At 64.9% G+C, this 18975-nt stretch carries 15 protein-coding genes and 1 tRNA gene; 10 read left to right on the forward strand and 6 right to left on the reverse strand.

What is annotated here, in order from left to right:
- Nucleotides 1-99: 99 nt before the first annotated feature.
- The 3 genes from MKI88_RS12970 (at nt 100) to MKI88_RS12980 (ending at nt 4349) form a co-directional block, all read left to right on the forward strand.
- The gene (locus MKI88_RS12970; protein WP_241631809.1) at nt 100-1701 is read left to right on the forward strand and encodes an isocitrate lyase; all 1602 of its coding nucleotides are present in this window, start codon (nt 100-102) and stop codon (nt 1699-1701) included.
- Nucleotides 1702-1966: 265 nt separating this feature from the next.
- Nucleotides 1967-3739 (forward strand): tetratricopeptide repeat protein, encoded by a 1773-nt coding sequence (locus MKI88_RS12975; protein WP_241631810.1) that lies wholly within the window; start codon nt 1967-1969, stop codon nt 3737-3739.
- A 136-nt stretch (nt 3740-3875) separates the two neighbouring features.
- On the forward strand, nt 3876-4349 hold the full coding sequence (locus MKI88_RS12980; RefSeq protein ID WP_241631811.1) for a hypothetical protein: 474 nt from the start codon (nt 3876-3878) through the stop codon (nt 4347-4349).
- A gap of 36 nt (nt 4350-4385) precedes the next feature.
- Here MKI88_RS12980 and MKI88_RS12985 read toward each other — a convergent pair whose 3' ends face one another.
- On the reverse strand, nt 4386-5390 hold the full coding sequence (locus tag MKI88_RS12985) for a DUF1254 domain-containing protein (protein WP_241631812.1): 1005 nt from the start codon (nt 5388-5390) through the stop codon (nt 4386-4388).
- A gap of 272 nt (nt 5391-5662) precedes the next feature.
- On the opposite strand from MKI88_RS12985, the gene MKI88_RS12990 reads away from it, so the two are divergent.
- Complete coding sequence (locus tag MKI88_RS12990) at nt 5663-6448, forward strand: transglutaminase-like cysteine peptidase (protein WP_241631813.1); 786 nt, start codon at nt 5663-5665, stop codon at nt 6446-6448.
- Between the two features lie 160 nt (nt 6449-6608).
- Nucleotides 6609-7733 carry a glycosyltransferase family 4 protein gene (locus tag MKI88_RS12995; protein WP_241631814.1) on the forward strand — a complete coding sequence of 375 codons (1125 nt, stop codon included), beginning with the start codon at nt 6609-6611 and terminating at the stop codon, nt 7731-7733.
- Here MKI88_RS12995 and MKI88_RS13000 read toward each other — a convergent pair.
- From MKI88_RS13000 to MKI88_RS13015, 4 genes are all read right to left on the reverse strand, one after another.
- Nucleotides 7723-9033, reverse strand: coding sequence for an amidohydrolase (locus tag MKI88_RS13000; RefSeq protein WP_407073354.1), 1311 nt, complete (start codon nt 9031-9033; stop codon nt 7723-7725). The genes MKI88_RS12995 and MKI88_RS13000 overlap by 11 nt on opposite strands.
- 17 nt (nt 9034-9050) lie before the next feature.
- Nucleotides 9051-9692, reverse strand: a complete 642-nt coding sequence (locus MKI88_RS13005; protein WP_241631816.1) for a DUF4893 domain-containing protein — start codon at nt 9690-9692, stop codon at nt 9051-9053.
- Between the two features lie 130 nt (nt 9693-9822).
- Complete coding sequence (locus MKI88_RS13010) at nt 9823-10608, reverse strand: 3-hydroxybutyrate dehydrogenase (RefSeq protein ID WP_241631817.1); 786 nt, start codon at nt 10606-10608, stop codon at nt 9823-9825.
- 15 nt (nt 10609-10623) lie between these two features.
- A complete protein-coding gene (locus MKI88_RS13015) occupies nt 10624-11766 on the reverse strand; it encodes a patatin-like phospholipase family protein (RefSeq protein ID WP_241631818.1) in 1143 nt (380 codons plus the stop codon).
- 104 nt (nt 11767-11870) lie between these two features.
- Between MKI88_RS13015 and MKI88_RS13020 the strand changes: the two genes are divergently transcribed.
- Entirely contained in the window at nt 11871-12737 is an 867-nt protein-coding gene (locus MKI88_RS13020) for a neutral zinc metallopeptidase (protein WP_241631819.1), read from the forward strand.
- Between the two features lie 28 nt (nt 12738-12765).
- Here MKI88_RS13020 and MKI88_RS13025 read toward each other — a convergent pair whose 3' ends face one another.
- Nucleotides 12766-13755, reverse strand: a complete 990-nt coding sequence (locus MKI88_RS13025; protein ID WP_241631820.1) for an NADP-dependent oxidoreductase — start codon at nt 13753-13755, stop codon at nt 12766-12768.
- A gap of 169 nt (nt 13756-13924) precedes the next feature.
- Here MKI88_RS13025 and MKI88_RS13030 point away from each other — a divergent pair.
- The 4 genes from MKI88_RS13030 to MKI88_RS13045 all read left to right on the forward strand — a co-directional run bounded on the left by MKI88_RS13030 (nt 13925) and on the right by MKI88_RS13045 (nt 18754).
- Nucleotides 13925-14000 (forward strand) — tRNA-Ala (locus MKI88_RS13030).
- 222 nt (nt 14001-14222) lie between these two features.
- Nucleotides 14223-15173 carry an isopenicillin N synthase family oxygenase gene (locus MKI88_RS13035; RefSeq protein WP_241631821.1) on the forward strand — a complete coding sequence of 317 codons (951 nt, stop codon included), beginning with the start codon at nt 14223-14225 and terminating at the stop codon, nt 15171-15173.
- A 197-nt stretch (nt 15174-15370) separates the two neighbouring features.
- Nucleotides 15371-17434 carry a TonB-dependent siderophore receptor gene (locus MKI88_RS13040; RefSeq protein ID WP_241631822.1) on the forward strand — a complete coding sequence of 688 codons (2064 nt, stop codon included), beginning with the start codon at nt 15371-15373 and terminating at the stop codon, nt 17432-17434.
- Between the two features lie 117 nt (nt 17435-17551).
- Nucleotides 17552-18754 carry an acetyl-CoA C-acyltransferase gene (locus tag MKI88_RS13045; protein ID WP_241631840.1) on the forward strand — a complete coding sequence of 401 codons (1203 nt, stop codon included), beginning with the start codon at nt 17552-17554 and terminating at the stop codon, nt 18752-18754.
- Nucleotides 18755-18975 lie beyond the last annotated feature (221 nt).

Below are 18975 nucleotides of genomic sequence, written 5' to 3' on the forward strand. Positions count from 1 at the left end.
AACGACAAAATATGCTGGCCTGCGCGCCGTCGTATTGTCAATTTTTGTTCAGACGCAGCACCGATCGCTGCACGACCCAAGGCAATGAGAGAGCGGAACATGGCGTACCAGGACGAAATCACCCAGTTGCAGCAGCTGATCGGTTCCAAGAACGGGACCTGGGACGGCATTGGCGCGGAATCGGCGGCGCGCATGCGGCTGCAGAACCGCTTCCGCACCGGGCTCGACATCGCGCGCTACACCGCGAAGATCATGCGCGAGGACATGGCCGCCTATGACAAGGATCCGGCCAACTACACCCAGTCGCTGGGCTGCTGGCACGGCTTTATCGGGCAGCAGAAGGTGATCTCGATCAAGAAGCATTTCGGGACCACCAAGCGCAAATATCTCTATCTCTCGGGCTGGATGGTCGCGGCGCTGCGCAGCGAGTTCGGGCCGCTGCCCGACCAGTCGATGCATGAGAAGACGAGCGTCCCCGCGCTGATCGAGGAGCTCTACACCTTCCTGCGCCAGGCCGATTCGCGCGAGCTCAACCTGCTGTTCCGCGAACTCGACGCCGCGCGTGACAAGGGCGACGCGGCGAAGGAGAAGGATGTCCTCGAGCGGATCGAGAACTTCCAGACGCACGTCGTCCCGATCATCGCCGATATCGATGCGGGCTTCGGCAATGCCGAGGCAACCTATCTGCTCGCCAAGAAGATGATCGAGGCGGGCGCCTGCGCGCTGCAGATCGAGAATCAGGTTTCGGACGAGAAGCAGTGCGGCCACCAGGACGGCAAGGTCACCGTGCCGCACGAAGACTTTCTCCAGAAGGTCCGCGCCTGCCGCTATGCCTTTCTTGAACTGGGCGTCGAGGACGGGATCATCGTTACGCGCACCGACTCGCTGGGCGCGGGCCTCACCAAGCAGATCGCAGTCAGCAAGGAGCCCGGCGATCTGGGCGACCAGTATAACAGCTTCCTCGACTGCGAGGAGATCGACCCCGCGACCGCACGCAACGGCGATGTCATCATCAATCGCAATGGCAAGCTGCTGCGGCCCAAGCGGCTGCCGTCAAACCTGTTCCAGTTCCGCTCCGGCACCGGCGAAGACCGCTGCGTTCTCGACAGCATCACGTCCTTACAGAACGGCGCCGACCTGCTGTGGATCGAGACCGAGAAGCCGCATATCGAGCAGATCGCGGGCATGATGGACCGCATCCGCGAGGTCATCCCCAATGCGAAGCTGGTCTACAACAACTCGCCCTCGTTCAACTGGACGCTCAACTTCCGCCAGCAGGTCTATGACGCGTGGGAGAAGGAAGGCCGCGACCTTTCGGGCTATGACCGCGCCAATCTGATGGCGGCAAGCTATGACGAGAGCGAACTCTCCGCCGAGGCCGACGAGAAGATCCGCACCTTCCAGCGCGACGCCGCGAAGCGCGCGGGCATCTTCCACCACCTGATCACGCTGCCGACCTATCACACCGCGGCGCTCAGCACCGACAACCTCGCGAAGGAGTATTTCGGCGAGCAGGGCATGCTGGGATACGTCGCGGGCGTCCAGCGCAAGGAGATCCGTCAGGGCATCGCCTGCGTGAAGCACCAGAACATGTCGGGGTCCGACATCGGCGACGACCACAAGGAATATTTCGCCGGCGAAGCCGCGCTCAAGGCGGGCGGCAAGGACAATACGATGAACCAGTTCAGTCAGGCAGCCTGAAAGGCCTGAGACGGCGCATCACCGGTTCCCTGAGGGATCCGACCCATCCCGCCCCCCCTGCCGGTGATGCGCCTTTTTTTGAATGCCCGACCCCGGCTTGCGCCGGGGCTGCGGATCGACCGAGGCCGATCCTTGATTTCCTGGGGAGGAAAGCGCGCCCGTCGGTGGGAAACCACCGGCGGGCGTTGTTCTGTGCGCGCAATCATTTCGACCGCGCGCGGCTATGTGCTACAGTCCCCGCCTCGCGCCAGGGTGGAGACGCGTCATGACCAGTTTCGCAAAGCCGGTATTGCTTGCTGCCGCCGCAACCATGCTGATGGGGATCGCACCCGCCGCACCGCCGCCATCGCCGCAACTGCTCGAACTGCTCGATCCCACGCGGACGATGCGTAGCCTGTGCGGTAGCAAGGCAGCGGGAAGCGCACTGCGGCAGCGGCTCCGCTTTGCCGCGGCCTATCAGGCTGGGCAGCCGGGCAGCGGTGCGGTGCCGCTACTGACGGGGCTTGGCGGCACGAGCTTCAAGATCACCGCCGCCGATCCGATGGCGCAGCGCTATTTTGATCAGGGGCTGATGCTCGCCTACGGTTTCAACCATCGCGGCGCGGTCAGCGCCTTTCGTGAGGCGCAGCGCCGCGATTCGCAATGCGCGATGTGTTTCTGGGGCGAGGCGCTCGCCTATGGCCCCAATATCAATGCGCCGATGGACGCGGCGAGCCTTGCCCCGACGATGACGGCGCTGCGCCGCGCGACCGCGCTGAAGGCGGGCGCGACACCCGTCGAACAGGCGCTGATCGAGGCGCTTGGCGCGCGCTATTCGGACGCGAAAACCGCAGATCGCGCCGCGCTCGACATGGCCTATGCCGAGGCGATGCTCAAGGTCGCGGCGCGCTTTCCCGAACATGACGACGCCGCGATCCTCGCCGCCGAGGCGGTGATGGACACGAGCCCCTGGAACTACTGGGAAGCCGACGGGCGCACGCCCAAGGGCAGGATCGGCGAGGCGGTGACGCTGATCGAGCGCGTGATGGCGCGCAATCCGCAGCACGCACAGGCCGCGCATGTCTATATCCATCTGGTCGAGGCGAGCGACGCGAAGCGCGCCGAGGCGGCGGCCGACCGGCTGGCCAAGCCGCTTGCGCCCGCGGCGGGGCATCTCGTCCACATGCCAAGCCATATCTATTACGTGCTCGGCCGCTTCGACGACTCGATCCGCGTCAATGTGGCTGCGGTGCGCGCCGATGAGGCGTGGCTCAAGGCGTCGGACGACAAGGGCATCTATCGCTACGGCTATTACCCGCACAATGTGCATTTCCTCGTCGCCTCGGCGCAGATGCTGGGCGACATGAAGACCGCGATTGCCGAGGCACAGCGGCTGCGCGCGCTGCTCGAACCCGATGTTTCGATGGCGATCGCGTGGATCCAGGCGATCGATGCCGCGCCCTATCAGGCCTATGCGCAGTTCGCCGCGCCTGCGGAAATCCTCGCGCTGCCCGCGCCCGATCCGCGCCTGCCCTTTGTGACCGCGATGCGGCATTATGCGCGCGCGGTCGCCTATGCGCAGCAGCGTGACGATGCGCGCGCGGGTGCCGAGATCGCGGCGATCGCGAAGCTGCGTACCACCGCGAATTTCGCGAACGAGGTTGCGCAGGGCATGCCCGCACCCGATCTGATGCAGATCGCCGAGCACGTCGCGCAAGGCCGGCTTGCCTATGCGCATGGCCGCTATGCCGAAGCGGCCAGGCACTACCGCGAAGCGATCGCGGTCGAGGACAAGCTCCCCTATATGGAGCCCCCCTGGTGGTATTATCCCGTGCGTCAGTCGCTGGGCGCGGCGCTCTACCGCGCGGGCGACCGCGAAGGCGCGCGGCAGGCGTTCCTTGATGCGCTGGCGCGCTCGCCCGACAATGGCTGGGTGCTTTACGGGCTCGCGACGACACAGCAGTCGATGGGCGATACGCAGGCCGCCGCCGCAAGTACCGCCGCGCTTGATCGCAGGTGGCGCGGCGACCGTGCGTGGCTTTCGATCGACCGGCTGTAGCGGCGCATTGTGCCATCAAATGACGCGCTCGCCTCAGGATTTTACCCGATGGCATCTGGCGCTGTCCGGTACGAAAATGGCTGATGAATAAACCGTGCGACGCAATCGTCGTTCAGGGCCTGCCGGACAGTTGAGCATGAGATATCTTTTCCCTGCGTTCAGTGCGGCCTTTCTCCTCGCTGCGATGCCCTTGGCTGCGCAGCAGGTCGAAGAGGTGCGGACGGCGGACGCGGAAACGCCGGCGCTGCCCGAAGATCTGTTCAGGCTGGCGCCGGGTATATGGGCGTTCGCCAAACAGCTGTGGAAAGGCGACGAACCCTGCACTGCTGACCAGTGCGAGGCGGGCTACACCTCGGGAGATCTCGTCGTGAGCGTCGAGCGCAACAAGAAAGAACTGCGCATCGTCGCTGGCTTCCGGGGCTGTGGCAGCGTGGCCTGGAACGAATATGATGTCGGGAAAAAGGCATCCAGTGGCGATACAAAGACGATCGGAAAACGCCTCAGGAAGACGATCGGCACGTCGGCGAAATACTGCAAGGTGACAGCGCCAACGATAGCCGCGCTCGATGCTCGACAGCTCTATCCCGCTGAGCTGACGCCAGTGCAATAAACTGGTTTCCCCTGCGACGAGGGGAGGGTTCAAACCTCAGCGCGGCTGGGGTTCGGGAAATTTCCAGCGGCCGTCGAGCACTTCGGCGCGCGGGCGATAGAGACGGACGGTGTAGTTCCAGCCCGGGGTGATCGGCAGACAATTGCGTACGCCACCGCCGCAGCCCCCGAACTGGATCGCGTACGAACCATCGCTATCTTTCGCCGCGGTCACATTGTTGAGCGAATAGGCGTTCTGCGGATTGGGCGCGAAGAAGCCATCTTCGTCGTAGACGCTGACCGACCAGAAACCGTCCACGGGCACGTCGCGCACGGTAAGGCGGTACACCGTCTTGCCGTCATTCGCATCGGGTTTGCCGGCAACATAGGTCGCGTCCTTCGGCGGGTTCCCGCCCCAGCCCCGCGCGGTGCCGATAAGATGCGACCTGGGATCGACCTCTTCACGCGTGCCAAAGGCCCGTCGTATGTCGAAGTCTGTCATTTCGTTGATCGCATCACGGGTTTTGGTGAGCGAAGCCTTGTCCCATTTCGGAATCTCGAAACGACCCGGACTCTGCTGTTCGACGCGGATGGCGTCCTGCAGCGCATGGGCCGCTTTGAGGTCGGCCGGACTATTGGGGTCGACGAATGTCCTCACCAGCAGCAGCAGATAGCGCGTGCCGGCGGCCTCGCGCGTGAAGCGATGCGATCCCCCGTCGTATATCGTCTGCAGCGCATAATGATCCTCGTTGATCGCGAGCAACGACCTGAACCGTCCTCCGGCATCGGGCAGCGTGACCGTGACCGGTCCGGCATCGAGATCGAACACCGCGCTGGAATAAAGCGTATCGCGGTTGCTGCGCACGACCGTCTGTTTGTCGATCGGGGTCAGTTCGCGCATGTGATCGAACTTGCCGATTCCGACGCCTTCGACCATTCTGGCGAAATAGGTGTCGGTTTCGGCGCGGACGAAGTTGTCGAGCGTCACCGTCTGCACATTGGCGTCCTGCGACAAGGCCGGGGTACTGGCGGCGAGAAGTATCATGGCAATCGCGGTGCGCATCGGGTTGCTCCATTGCCGAAATCGGGGGTTATAACCTGCGCGGAAATCTATGTTGCGGACGCGCGCGCGCCTATCGGCAAAAACCCCGACCCCGGAACGTCAGCGGTTCCGGCCGATGGGCGAAGCGGCGACAGCCAGTACCACCCGACTCGCATTTGCACCACTTCATCGAATGGCGCTGGCTTTCGCTCGCGTAACGATGTTGGATGATGGGCGCGGGAGCGGAACATAACCCGCAAGAGGTCGCAAATAGCCCCGGGGCACCTTTCGGTTTGGGTCGTTTTTTCGTCATTGCAGCGCTGCTGCTTGCCGTCCCTGTGCGCGCCGTCGGCGAGCCGGTCGATCCCGTGGCGGCGGAACCATCCTTCTGCGCCAGCGCCATATCCGAAACCACGGCACAATTGCCGGGCAGCGGGCTCGTCATCGCGATTCCCGCGAGCGATTGCGACGAGACGCCGCAACCGCCGCCAAGACCCGCCGGCCCGGACGTCTTCGGTTCGGCCGCACTTGCCGTGGCGTCGACACCGCTCGATGCGCGCTGGCGCGCAGCGCGCGATGCCGGCCCCCCAGGCGATGGCCCATGGACGCCGATGCTGCGCGAAGCCGCGGCGCAGGAGCGCGCTGCGCAGCTCCGGCTCGTCAATGGCTGGGTCAACGCGCGGCTGGGCTTTGCCGAGGACATCGACCGTGACGACTGGGCATCGCTGGCGCGCTCCTTCGCGCGCGGGCGCGGCGATTGCGAGGATTTCGCGATCGCCAAGCTGCAATTGCTCGAAAGCCTCGGCCTGCCGAGTGACGACATGTATCTGGTGATCGTCCGCGATGAGCCGCGCGGCGCCGACCATGCGGTGCTCGCGGTGCGCGAGGGCGCGGGGCTCGTCGTGCTCGACAGCAAGGCCGACCGGATCCTGCGGTCCGAGGAAGTAGCAGGCTATCGTCCGATTTTGAGCTACAGCACCGAATTCGCATGGACGCATGGCTATGCGCAGCACCTTTCCGCGCCCGGCGGCGACCGCGCCTCACGTCCCGCTGAACGCTCGAAAGAAGGAGCGCAGTAGCTCCAAAGAATAGCACCGGTCAGCTCCCGATTGTGACATGCTCGAAACCGGGGTGCGAAGAGCCATGGCCAGTGTTCATGCCGGAAACGTCCGGGCAGAGGATGCTCTGAAAGGCAATGCGTTTGGCGGGCGGAACATCCCATCACGCGGCACCAGCGTAATGTTCGTCCTGCCTGCGCTTGGCGCTGGCGGAGCGGAGCGCGTCGTCAACATCGTGGCGAACGCGCTCGCTGCCCGCGGCTGGCGGGTCAGTGTCGTTACTTTCGACGATCCCGACGAAGCTTCCTATTATGATTATGCGCAGGCGGTGACGCTTTTGCGGCTCGGAGTGCCGCGCAGACGCCAGATGCGCGCGATCGCAGCCTTTGTCGCGGCGGGGCGCGTGCGGCGCTTGCGCCGTGCCCTTTCAACAGCGGCGCCCGGCATCGTCATCAGTTTCCTGACACGCACCAATGTGCTGACGCTGCTGGCCGCCATCGGCACCGGGTTGCCCGTGATCGTCTCCGAGCGCAACAACCCCCGGCTCCAGCATTTCGGTCCGGTGTGGAGCTGGCTGCGATCGCGCCTTTACCGCCGCGCATATGGACTGGTGACGATGACGCAGGGTGCGATGGATTGCTTCCCGCCCGCTCTGCGGCCGCGACACTGGGTAATCCCCAATCCCGCCGTGACCGCCGCGCAAGCGCCTGTAGCCGGCGGTGCAACCAAGGGGCTCGTGGCGGCAGGGCGACTGGTGCCTCAAAAGGGCTTCGACCTGCTGCTCGAAGCCTTTGCGCGGATCGCGGGCGAGCATCCTGACTGGGAACTGGTGATCTGGGGCGAGGGACCCGAGCGCACCGTGCTGGAGAACGCGGCGCTGCGGCTCGGCATCGCCGCGCGCGTCCGCATGCCGGGCTTGTCGGCGCGTCCGGGGGGCTGGGCGGCGCAGGGCGATCTGTTCGTGATGTCCTCGCGCTACGAGGGGTGGGGCAATGTGCTGCTCGAGGCGCTCGGCGCTGGCATGCCTGCGATCGCGTTCGACTGTCCCTGGGGGCCGCGCGAAATGATCGACCACGGCGTCAACGGGATGCTGGTCGCGCCCGGGGACGTGGCCGCGCTCGCCGGGAGGATAAGTGCCTTGATGCACGATGCAGCGCTGCGCGCGCGCCTTGGTGCCGCGGCACGCCGGTCGGTCGACAAATTCGCTGCCGACGATGTGGTCGCGGCATGGGAAGCGATCATCGTGGACGCGGTCGCCATGCGCCGAGCATCGCTGGACGCCCGGCCGCGCCCGACTATTTTTTGAGCGTTTCGAGTGCGGCGGCGGTCATCGCCTCGGTGGCGGTCGCGATCACCGCCTCGGCCTCGGGCGCCCAGAAGGGTGAGTGGAGCGAGGGCAGCTTGCCGGCGTCGCCACCCGCCTTGTCCCATTGTGCCTTCGATACGCCCCCAACCCAGAAGATCAGGCTCTGGATGTTCTTGTCGGCAAGATAGTAGCGGCTGAAATCCTCGCCACCCATCACCGCGGGCGTGTCGATCACGCGATCCTTGCCGAAACGCTCGGTGAAGAGCGTCTTCATCTGGCCCGAGAGCGGTTCGGTGTTGAAGGTGGATGGAGTAAACTCGTCCTTCACGGTCACCACGGGCATCCGGTCCTCGGGCATGCCCGAGGCGATCGCCTCGCCCTTCGCGATACGTGCGATGCCGTCGAGCAGCATCTGGCGCGTTGCGGGCGAATAGCTGCGCACGGTGAGCAGCAAGCGCGCCTCGTCGGGGATGATGTTGTGCTTGGCCCCGGCCTGGAAGCTGCCCACGGTCACCACCGCCGAATCCTGCGGATCGAGTTCGCGTGAGACGAGCGTCTGCAGCGCGGTCACGATGCGCGAGGCGAGCACGATCGGGTCCTTGGTCGTATTGGGATAGGCGCCGTGGCCACCTACGCCCTTCACGACGATATCGACCGAATCGACATTGGCGAGCGCATAGCCCGAGCGGATGCCGATCACGCCCGCGGGCATACTCGCGGCGTCGTGGAAGCCGATCACCGTCTGCGGTCTGGGGAAACGCGTATAGAGCCCGTCGGCGAGCATCGCGGCCGCGCCCGAGCCGATCTCCTCGGCGGGCTGGGCGTAGAGCACGAGCGTGCCCGACCACGTCTCCTTCATCGCGGCCATCCGACGCGCAGTGCCGATGAGCGCGGTCATGTGGGTATCGTGGCCGCAGGCGTGCATGATCGGCGTCACGAGCCCCTCGCGCGTCTTGCCCGTCGCCTTGCTGGCGAAGGGCAGGCCGGTCTGTTCGGGGACCGGAAGCCCGTCCATGTCGGCGCGCAGCGCGAGCACTGGACCAGGACCATTCTTCATCACCGCGACGACGCCGGTCCTCCCGACCTTCTCGGTGACCACGAACCCGAGCTTCCTGAACTCGGTGGCGAGCCGGGCGGCCGACTTCACCTCCTCGAAGCTCAGTTCGGGATTGGCGTGGAGATCGCGGTAGATCGTCATCAGCGATGTCATGTCGCTCGCGACTGCGTCGCGCACTGGCTCGGCGACGGCGGGCGTGGCGAAAAGCAGGGGCGCAAGGGCGAGCAGACGACGCATCAACATTTCTCCTTGAGAGGTTTTCAGGCGGCGGGAACGGGAACGAGCTCGATCACGTCCATCACCGATTCGAAGCGGGGATAGGGCAGAATCAGACGCCAGCGTGCGGGGCCGATGCGCTCGACCGCGCCCGCCATGTCGCGATCGGCGTCGCGGCCATAATCGATCGCGCGGCGTTCATCGCCGAGCATCAGCGTGCCGAGGAAGATCTGGCGCTGCGCGTCATTGTCGAAAATCAGCCCGACAGGGCGCTGCGATCCGCTCATCTTGGCAAAGCTCGCAACCTCACCTTCATCCTCGACGCGGCAGGCAAAGGCGGGGTAGCGCGTGAATGCACCCATGCCCTCGCGCGCAGCGCCCAGCTTGATGACGCGGCAGCGATAGTCACCCTTGGGCAACCGCGCGCCCGGCAGCGCCGAATCGGGATTGAGAAGCGCGCCCTCGGCTGCGATCTCGGCCGAATGCCCGGCAGCGCGCGCCTGGCCGAGCGCCTCGGTAAAGGCGGTCCGCCACTGATTGATGCGACGGCGGTCCTCGGGCGTTGCGACGACGCGCCAGTTGGCCGTTGCGGGCGCGGAGAGCGTGATCGGATTGGGCGATGCGTCACCCGATGCGCAGCCGGCAAGCGGAAGCGCGAAAAGAAATGCCCTCAGTCCCCAGCCCATGCGCGACCATTCTGTTTGTGTGGGTCGCGACGATAGCAGGACGGCGCTGCTTGGAAAGCGCTATTGCGCGGTCCAGCCGCCATCACTGGAAAGCGCTATTGCGCGGTCCAGCCGCCATCACTGGAAAGCGCTATTGCGCGGTCCAGCCGCCATCGACGGGGAGGTTGGCGCCCGTGATCCCTGCGGCTTCATCGCGGCACAGAAAGACCGCCAGCGCCGCGACCTGCTCCACCGTCACGAACTGCTTGGTCGGCTGCGCGTCCAGCAGCACGTCGTTGATGACCTGTTCGCGCGTGAGGCCGCGTGTCTTCATCGTGTCGGGGATCTGCTTCTCGACGAGCGGCGTCCAGACATAGCCGGGGCTGATCGCGTTCACGGTGATGCCATGCGTCGCGACCTCGAGCGCGACGGTCTTGGTGAGACCGGCAAGGCCGTGCTTGGCCGCGACATAGGCCGACTTGTTGGGGCTGGCGACGAAGGAATGCGCCGACGCAGTGGAGATGATCCGGCCCCAGCGCTTCGCCTTCATGTGCGGCACGGCATGGTGCATGATGTGGAAGGCCGAGGAGAGGTTGATCGCGATGATCGCATTCCATTTCTCGACCGGGAAATCCTCGATCGCCGCGACATGCTGGATGCCCGCATTGTTGATGACGATATCGGGCCCGCCGAGTTCGTCATGGCACTGCTGCACCATTGCCGCGATCGCGTCGCCATCAGTCATGTCGGCGGGCGAATAGAGCGCCCTGGCGCCGCTGATACCCTCCAGCGCCGCGCGTTCCTTCTCGATTTCGGCGGCATCGCCAAAGCCGTTGATCATCACAGCAGCGCCCTCGGCCGCGAGCGCCCTGGCATAGGCAAGCCCGATACCCGAGGTTGAGCCGGTGACGATCGCGGTCTTGCCCTTGAGGAACATCAGTTACGCCTTTCTTCAGCGGGGTGTGAGATCGAAAGCGGCGGTCTTGCCGTCGAGAATGTTGGTGGCGAGCAGCCCCGCCCTGGAGATTGCGCCGCAGACCGCCGCCCGGCCCGCGGCCCAGTGTTCGTCCATCGTCCGCGCCGAGAATTCATAGTCGCGCGCGCCACCCTCCCACGCGTTGGCGCGGTAGATGAGATGCACGAGGTTGACCGCATGCTCGCGCGACAGTTCGGCGAGCTTTTGCACGTCGGGATCGTCGAGCAGGTCGCCCGAGAGCTTTTCGAGCACAGTGCGGATCACTTCGCGCTCCTTGCGCAGCTTCATGAGCTGGTCGGAGATCTGGCGCGTGCGGCTGGAAAAGCGGATCTCCTTCTCGCGTGCCATCACGTCCATGATCGTGCGCGGGCGCTCATCGACCGAGGAGAAGAGATCGACCTGGAAGACGAGCATGTCCGCATCCTGATGGTCGAGCACATGCGCGAGCGGGGTGTTCGATACGAGCCCTCCGTCCCACCACCATTTGCCATCGATCTCGACCGGGGGCAGCCCCGGTGGCAACGCGCCCGAGGCCATGACGTGGCGCGCGTCGATGCGTTCCGACCGGTTGTCGAAATAATGGAAATTGCCGCTCTCGACCTCGACCGCGCCCACCGAAAAGCGCGTCGGCCCGTCGTTGAGCAGATCCCAGTCGACAAGCTCGTCGAGTGTCTTTTGCAGCATCGCGCTGTCGTAAAAGCTCGTCGCCTCACAGGTGCCCGGCATCGCGAGCATGGGCGGGATCGGACGCGGCGCAAAGAAGCCCGGCACTCCGAAGGTCGCGACGAAGCCCGCCGACCATTCATGGACGAACTCGCGCACCTGATCATTCTGCCAGAAGGGAAAGCTGGGCAAGGTCGCGGTGACCGTGTTCCAGAAGGCGCGCAACCGCTCGACGCGGCGCTCGGGAGCATTGCCCGCGATCAGCGCCGCGTTCACGGCGCCGATCGAGATCCCCGCGACCCAGTCGATCTCGATCCCCGTCTCGGCGAGCGATTCGTAAACGCCCGCCTGATAGCTGCCCAGCGCACCGCCGCCCTGCAGCACGAGCGCCACCTCGCCCGGAAGCGGCAAGGCGGCGTTCTTGGCCTGGCGGGGGGTGGGATCGGAACGCGCCATGATTGTGCAGTGCAGTATCAGAATGCGTGTCGGAGATAAATCGTTCGATTGCCGCGCTTCGCGATTTGCGCCATCACTTGCGTGCAATTGGCGGGAGCGACGCGATGCGGCTCGACGACGAAGAAGAAAGCAAAAATATCGAAATCCAGGGCCGCTCCGGCGGCTTCGGGATGCCCGGCGGGGGACTGCGCCTGGGCGGCGGCAAGATCGGCTGCGGGACTATCGTCATTCTGCTCATCGCGGTGTTCGTTTTCAAGATCGATCCGACGCAGTTGATCGAGGGCACGGGCGGGCTTGCGCCGACCGAACAGAATGCACCGGTCGCGCCCGGCACGGCCGGCAATCTCACGCCGATCCAGAGCGTCTCCGCCAAGGTGCTAGGCTCCACCGAAAAACGCTGGACCGAAATTTTCGCGAAGCACGGCCAGCGCTATCCCGCGCCGACCATGGTCTTTTACGACCAGAGCGGCATGTCGGGCTGCGGCGCGGCGCAATCGGCGATGGGGCCATTCTACTGCCCCGCCGACCGCAAGATCTATATCGACACGACGTTCTTCCAGGAGCTCGAGCAGAGGTTCGACGCGCCGGGCGATTTCCCGCTGGCCTATGTGATCGCGCATGAGGTCGGGCACCATATTCAGACGATCGACGGCACCGCCGATCGGGTCCGCCAGGCGCAAGGGCGCGCCGGCCGCGCCGAGGGCAATGCGCTCCAGGTGGCGATGGAACTCCAGGCAGATTGCTATGCGGGCGTCTGGGCCGCGAACGACGTCAACCTGCTCGAACCCGGCGATATCGAGGAAGGTCTGCGCGCCGCACAGGCGATCGGCGACGACACGCTGCAAAAGGCCGCAGGCCAGCGCCCCGTCCCCGAGAGCTTCACCCATGGCAGCGCAGAGCAGCGCATGGCATGGCTCAAGCGCGGGCTCGACAGCGGCGACCCCGCGCGGTGCGACACGTTCGCGGGGTAACGCCGGTTGGCGTCACCCCGACGAGAGATCAGATTCTTACAAGCATCTTGCCGGTATTGGCGCCCGAGAACAGGCCGAAGAACGCATCGGGCATCGCCTCCAGCCCCTCATGCACCGTCTCGCGCGACTGCATCTTTCCGCCCGCGACCCAGCCGCCCATCTCCTGCTGGAACTCGCCCATGTGCTGGATGTAATCGGTGAAGATGAAGCCCTGCATGCGGATGCGCGCGGGGATGGTGCGGATGATATATTTCATCTCCTGCGGCTTGCCGTCGTTATAGACGTCGATCATTCCGCAGATCGCGAAGCGTGCCCATTCGCGCGCCAATGCGAAGGCCGCATCGAGATGCTCGCCGCCGACATTGTCGAAATACACGTCGATGCCATCGGGGGCCGCCTTGGCGAGCTGGGGCAGGACGGGGCCCGCCTTGTAGTCGATGCACGCGTCCGCCCCCAGTTCCTTTACCCAGGCGCATTTGTCCGCGCCGCCCGCCGAGCCGATCACCGTCATGCCCTTGTTCCTGGCGATCTGGACGACCGCCGACCCGACCGCGCCCGCCGCCGCCGAGACGAAGACGACATCACCCGCCTTGGCCTCGGCGACCTTGAGCAGTCCGAAATAGGCGGTGGCGCCCGTGAGCCCGAGATTGCCGAGCCAGGTCTCCAGCGGCACCCCGAGATCGGGGAGCTTTTGCGGCATCGATTCGGCGCCGATAACCGCCTCGTCGCGCCAGCCCGCCATGTGCATCACCTTGTCGCCAACGGCGAAACCCGGATTGTTGCTCTCGATCACTTCGCCGACCGCGCCACCCTGCATGGGCTGGTCGAGCTGGAAGGGGGGAACATAGCTTTTCACGTCGTTCATGCGACCGCGCATGTACGGATCGACAGAGAGCCAGAGATTGCGCACGCGGATCTGCCCGTCGCCGAGTGGCGTGGCGGGGAGATCCTTCAGCTCGAAATTGTCGGGCGTGGGCATTCCGGTAGGGCGCGATTTCAGATGCCAGGCGCGGGCCATGTCTCTCTCCATGATCTGCATGGGCCGCGGAATCGCGACTCCATCATAATCGGTTTTAACCAGAAACTGATCGAGCGGCCAAGCCGTGCAAAAGAGTCGCGTGAAACCGTTGCATCACGCCGGGAGTATCGCTATTGGGAGCGTCCCGCGCGCAGGCGCGGGCCGGGGCGGGGCTGTAGCTCAGATGGGAGAGCGCTGCAATCGCACTGCAGAGGTCAGGGGTTCGATTCCCCTCAGCTCCACCAGCCCCTGAATGCGCTTTTCCGGCATCTTGAAGACGTTGCTCCGCCTTGGCGGCGGTGATGCCGGCTCCTGGTCGGGCAATGCATGCCGACACCGCGGGGACTTTCGCTCCCACCGGCAATCTTGCCACTTTGAAGATTTCGACGCGCGGTGGACGCGCATCCCCTGTTCGCGCGGATCGGCGGGCGCTAAAGACGTGCTTTCGAACAAGAGAGTCGTCCGCAATGCTTGATAGTCCTGTGTCCGCAGTCCCGCCGCTTTCGCTGCTGAAGGACGAGCAGGATCCCGACGGTTTCGCGCGCGAGTTCGGTGCCTCTTTCGAACGCTTTGGTTTTGCGGTCATCGCCGATCACGGGATCGACCAGGCGCTGATCGACCGCGCCTGGGCGCTGACCGGGGCGTTCTTCGATCAGTCGCTCGACTACAAGAAACAGTTTCACGTCCCCGGTCAGGGCGGCGCGCGCGGCTACACGCCGTTCGGGCTCGAGATCGCCAAGGATGCCAGCGAACATGATCTCAAGGAGTTCTGGCATGTCGGGCGCGACCTGCCGGCGGGGCATCCATATCGCGCGACGATGCCCGACAATCTGTGGCCCGATCGGCCCGAGGGGTTCCGCGAGACCTTCACCGCGCTCTTTGCGGAATTCGATCGCGTGGGCGCGCGGCTGCTCTCCGCGATTGCGCGACATCTGGGGCTTGCCGCCGACTGGTTCGTCGATCCGGTCGAGAACGGAAACAGCGTGCTGCGCCTGCTCCACTATCCGCCGATCTCGGCCCATGCGCCCGGCGTGCGCGCGGGCGCGCATGAGGACATCAACCTGATCACGCTGCTGCTTGGCGCCGAAGAAGCGGGGCTTGAACTGCTCGACCGCGACGGGCGCTGGCTGCCCATCGCGCCCCCCCAGGGCGCGATGGTCGTCAATGTCGGCGACATGCTCCAGCGGCTGACCAACCATGTGCTACCCTCGACCACGCACCGCGTGGTCAACCCGCCCGTCGAACGCCGCGGCGTGCCGCGCTATTCGATGCCCTTCTTCCTGCACCTGCGGCCCGACTTCGAGATCCGCACGCTTCCCGGGTGCGTCAGCGCGGATCGCCCCGATCGCTACCCGCAATCGATCACGGCCGATGAATATCTCTTCCAGCGGCTGCGCGAGATCGGCCTGTTGAAGTAGACGGGCGCGCGGCGCCGACGGGCACAAGCCGCACGGCGCGGCGAATGTTCATTTCCGGTCAGCGGTGTTTGTCGACAGAATTCCCGCGCCCGTCGAATGACGCGGGCGCAATGACCGACCAGCGCCGATGAGCGACCCCGGTATCGGGGAGGTCGAGTTTGGGCAGAGCGTATAGTCGTCAAGTCGGGCGCCGCGTGATGACAGCGTGCCTGTGCAGCGCAACGCTGTTCATGCCGGCTGCATTGTCGGCGCAGGAGGCGGCTGCCGATGCCGCGCCCCCGTCTGCGGCGCCAGCCGATGGCAAGCAGGTCTATGCCGCTGCCGACTTTGCGCGCTTCGCGCCCAAATCGGCGCTCGATATGGTGCGGGAAATTCCAGGGTTTGCGATTCAGGCGGCCGATGATGATCGCCGCGGCTTCGGTCAGGCGTCGGGCAATATCCTGATCGACGGCAAGCGAATTTCGGGCAAGGCCAACGATGCCGAGGCGGCGCTGGGGCGGATCAACGCAAGCGACGTCGTACAGATCGAGATCGTCGATGGCGCGACGCTCAACGTGCCCGGGCTTTCCGGGCAGGTGGCCAATGTCATTACCTCGGTGGACGGGCTCAGCGGCAATTTCCGCTGGAGCCCCGAGTTCCGCACGCGCCATACCGAGGCGCGTCTGCTCGACGGTGAAATCGCCGTCACGGGACGCAGCGGTCACCTCGACTATTCGCTCAGCCTCAGCAATGTTTCCGCGCGCCTCGGCAACAACGGACCCGAATTCGCGCTCGATGGCAGTGGTACGCTCGCGGACCTGCGCGACGAAACGCTGTACTGGTATCAGGACACGCCGCGCGCGGCTGCGACCTTCAAATATGAAACGCCCGGAGGGTCGATCGCCAATCTCAACCTCGCCTATGCGCGCTATTATTTTTCCGCGCACGAGGAGTCGCTGCGCAGCTTTCCGGGCGTGGTCGATCGCCAGCGCGACTTTTATGATCGCGAGCGCGAATGGAATTACGAGGTCGGGGGCGACTATGACTTCACGCTCGGCGGCGGGCGTTTCAAGCTGATAGGGTTGCGGCGTTTCGAGCGCAGTCCGCAGCGGCAGAGCGCGGTTGTCGTCTATGCTGATGGCCGGCCCGATACGGGCACGCTTTATGAACGCGATACCGATGAAAGCGAATCGATCCTGCGTGGCGAGTATCGCTGGCAGGGCGGCAATGCCGACTGGCAGGTTTCGGCCGAGGGCGCGATCAACACGCTCGATACCACCGCCACGCTCTCCGAACTCGATGCGTCAGGCGTATTCCAGCCGGTGCCGCTGCCGGGCGCCACGACGCAGATCGAGGAAGAGCGCGCCGAGGTGGCGCTGAGCTATGGCCGCAGCATTGCACCGGGGCTGACGTTGCAGGGTTCGATCGGCGGCGAATATTCGCAGCTTGTCCAGAGCGGGGCGGGCGGACTCTCGCGCACCTTCTACCGGCCCAAGGGCTTTATTGCGCTCGCGTGGAAGGCAAGCCCGAGGCTCGATGTCAGCGCGCGGCTGGAGCGCGTCGTCGGGCAGCTCAATTTCTACGACTTCGCGGCGTCGGTGAATGTCAGCGGGGGCAGCCAGAACAATGCCAATCCCGATCTTCGTCCACCACAGAGCTGGGATGCCGAGATTGAGCTGAACCGCAATCTGGGCGATTTCGGCTCGATCAAGGCGCGCGGCTATGTGCGGCTGATCAGCGACGTGGTGGCGCAGGTGCCGATCGGCGATACCGGCGAGGCGCCGGGCAATCTCGACAGTGCGACGGTGCTCGGATTCGACTGGAACAGCACCATCAATTTCGATCCGCTCGGCTGGAAGGGCGCGAAGCTCGATCTCGACCTGTCCTTCAGGCGCAGCCGGCTGCGCGATCCGCTGACCGGCGAGAAGCTGCCGATAAGCGACGATATGGCGCATGAGCTCATCGCCAATTTCCGCCACGACGTGCCCGATACCGACTGGGCCTGGGGCGTCGAGTTCCGGCATTTTCGCCAGACCGCAGGCGTCCGCCTCGACCAAGTATCGCAATTCGACACGCCGCGCGGCGATCTGGGTGTCTTTGTCGAACATAAGGATGTGGCGGGGCTGACGGTACGCGCGGGGGTATCCAACATGCTCAATTCGATCGAGTATCTGTACCGCACCGTCCATGCCGGACGCCGCACAGATCCCGTCGCCTTTTACGAGGAGCGCGCGCGCGGCATCGGGCCGATCTTCAGCTTCACGATCCGCGGGAGCGTCTGAAGATCGCCCGGTAGATCAAGGTTGCCGACACCTGCAAGTTCAACGAAAAAGGGGAGAACGCCTGAACGGGTGCCTTTCCGGGCCCGCCAACATTCAAGGATTGGACGGACAATGAGCATGCGTGAAGCTGCGATCATCTCCACCGCACGCACGGCAGTCGGCAAGGCGTATCGTGGGGCTTTCAACGATACCGAGGCGCCGGTGCTGACGGCGCATGTCGTCAACGCCGCCATCGAACGTGCGGGGATCGATCCGATGCGCGTGGACGACGTCTATCTGGGCGTTGGCAACCAGTGGAACACGCAGAGCTACAATCTCGCGCGCCTGACCGTGCAGGGTTCGGTGCTTCCCGACACGGTCGGGGGCATCACCTTCGATCGCAAATGTTCGTCGGGGCTCAATGCGCTCGCGCTCGCGGCGCGCGGAATCATCGCCGACGAGATCGATATCGCCGTGACGGGCGGGGCCGAGAGCATCTCGCTGACCGTCAACAAGCACGCGCCGTCGTTCCGTAACCGATCCGAATTCGTGAAGGCGGCCGAGCCTCACGCCTATATGGCGATGATCGAGACCGCCGAGCTGGTGGCGGATCGCTATAATGTCAGTCGCGAGGCACAGGACGCGTTTGCCGTGACCAGCCAGCAGCGCGCGGGCGCCGCGCAGGCCGCGGGCAAATTTGCAGACGAGATCGTGCCGATCACGGTTCACAAGGCGCTGTTCGACAAGGAAGGCAACGAGGCGGGCAGGGAAGAGGTGACGCTGGCGCACGATGAAGGCGTGCGCGGCAACACGACGATCGAGGCGCTTGCCGGCCTGAAGCCGGTGTTCAGGGACGGGCTCGTCATCAAGGAGGGGCGCCATATCACTGCGGGCAATGCCAGCCAGCTTTCGGACGGCGCTTCGGCGCAGGTCGTGATGGACCGCGCGACTGCAGAGAAGGAAGGCCTGCCGATCCTCGGCGTGTATCGCGGCTTTCAGGTCGCGGGGTGCAAGGCCGAGGAAATGGGTATCGGCCCCGTCTTCGCCATCCCCAAGCTGCTCGCGCGCGCCGGCCTCAGGATCGACGATATCGGACTGTGGGAGATCAACGAGGCCTTTGCGAGCCAGGCGGTCTATTGCCGCGACAGGCTCGGCATCGACCCCGACAGGCTCAACGTCAACGGCGGCGGCATTGCCATCGGCCATCCCTTCGGCATGACCGGCTCGCGGCTGGTCGGCCATGCGCTGATCGAGGGCAAGCGCCGCGGCGTCAGATATGTCGTGGTCTCGATGTGCGTGGCGGGCGGCATGGGTGCGGCGGGGCTGTTCGAGGTCGACTGACGCCGGCTGCATGGCGAGCATGATTATGCGCATCCAACTCAGGGTTTTGCCCGATGGTGGGCGCATCTCTGGTTCGATATGCTCAATCGAGTTTGACGCCAGGTGGGTCGCCTGCCTCATCAATGCCATGGGACAGGCCCTGTTTTCTGGAAAGGTTGCGTTAGTCGGTTTTTCTCGTCGCGGCGCAAAGGGCGGACCGTAAGCGACCCGATATAGGAGGC

The organism is Sphingomonas sp. LaA6.9 (assembly GCF_022601895.1).
In the GTDB taxonomy this organism is placed as follows: domain Bacteria; phylum Pseudomonadota; class Alphaproteobacteria; order Sphingomonadales; family Sphingomonadaceae; genus Sphingobium_A.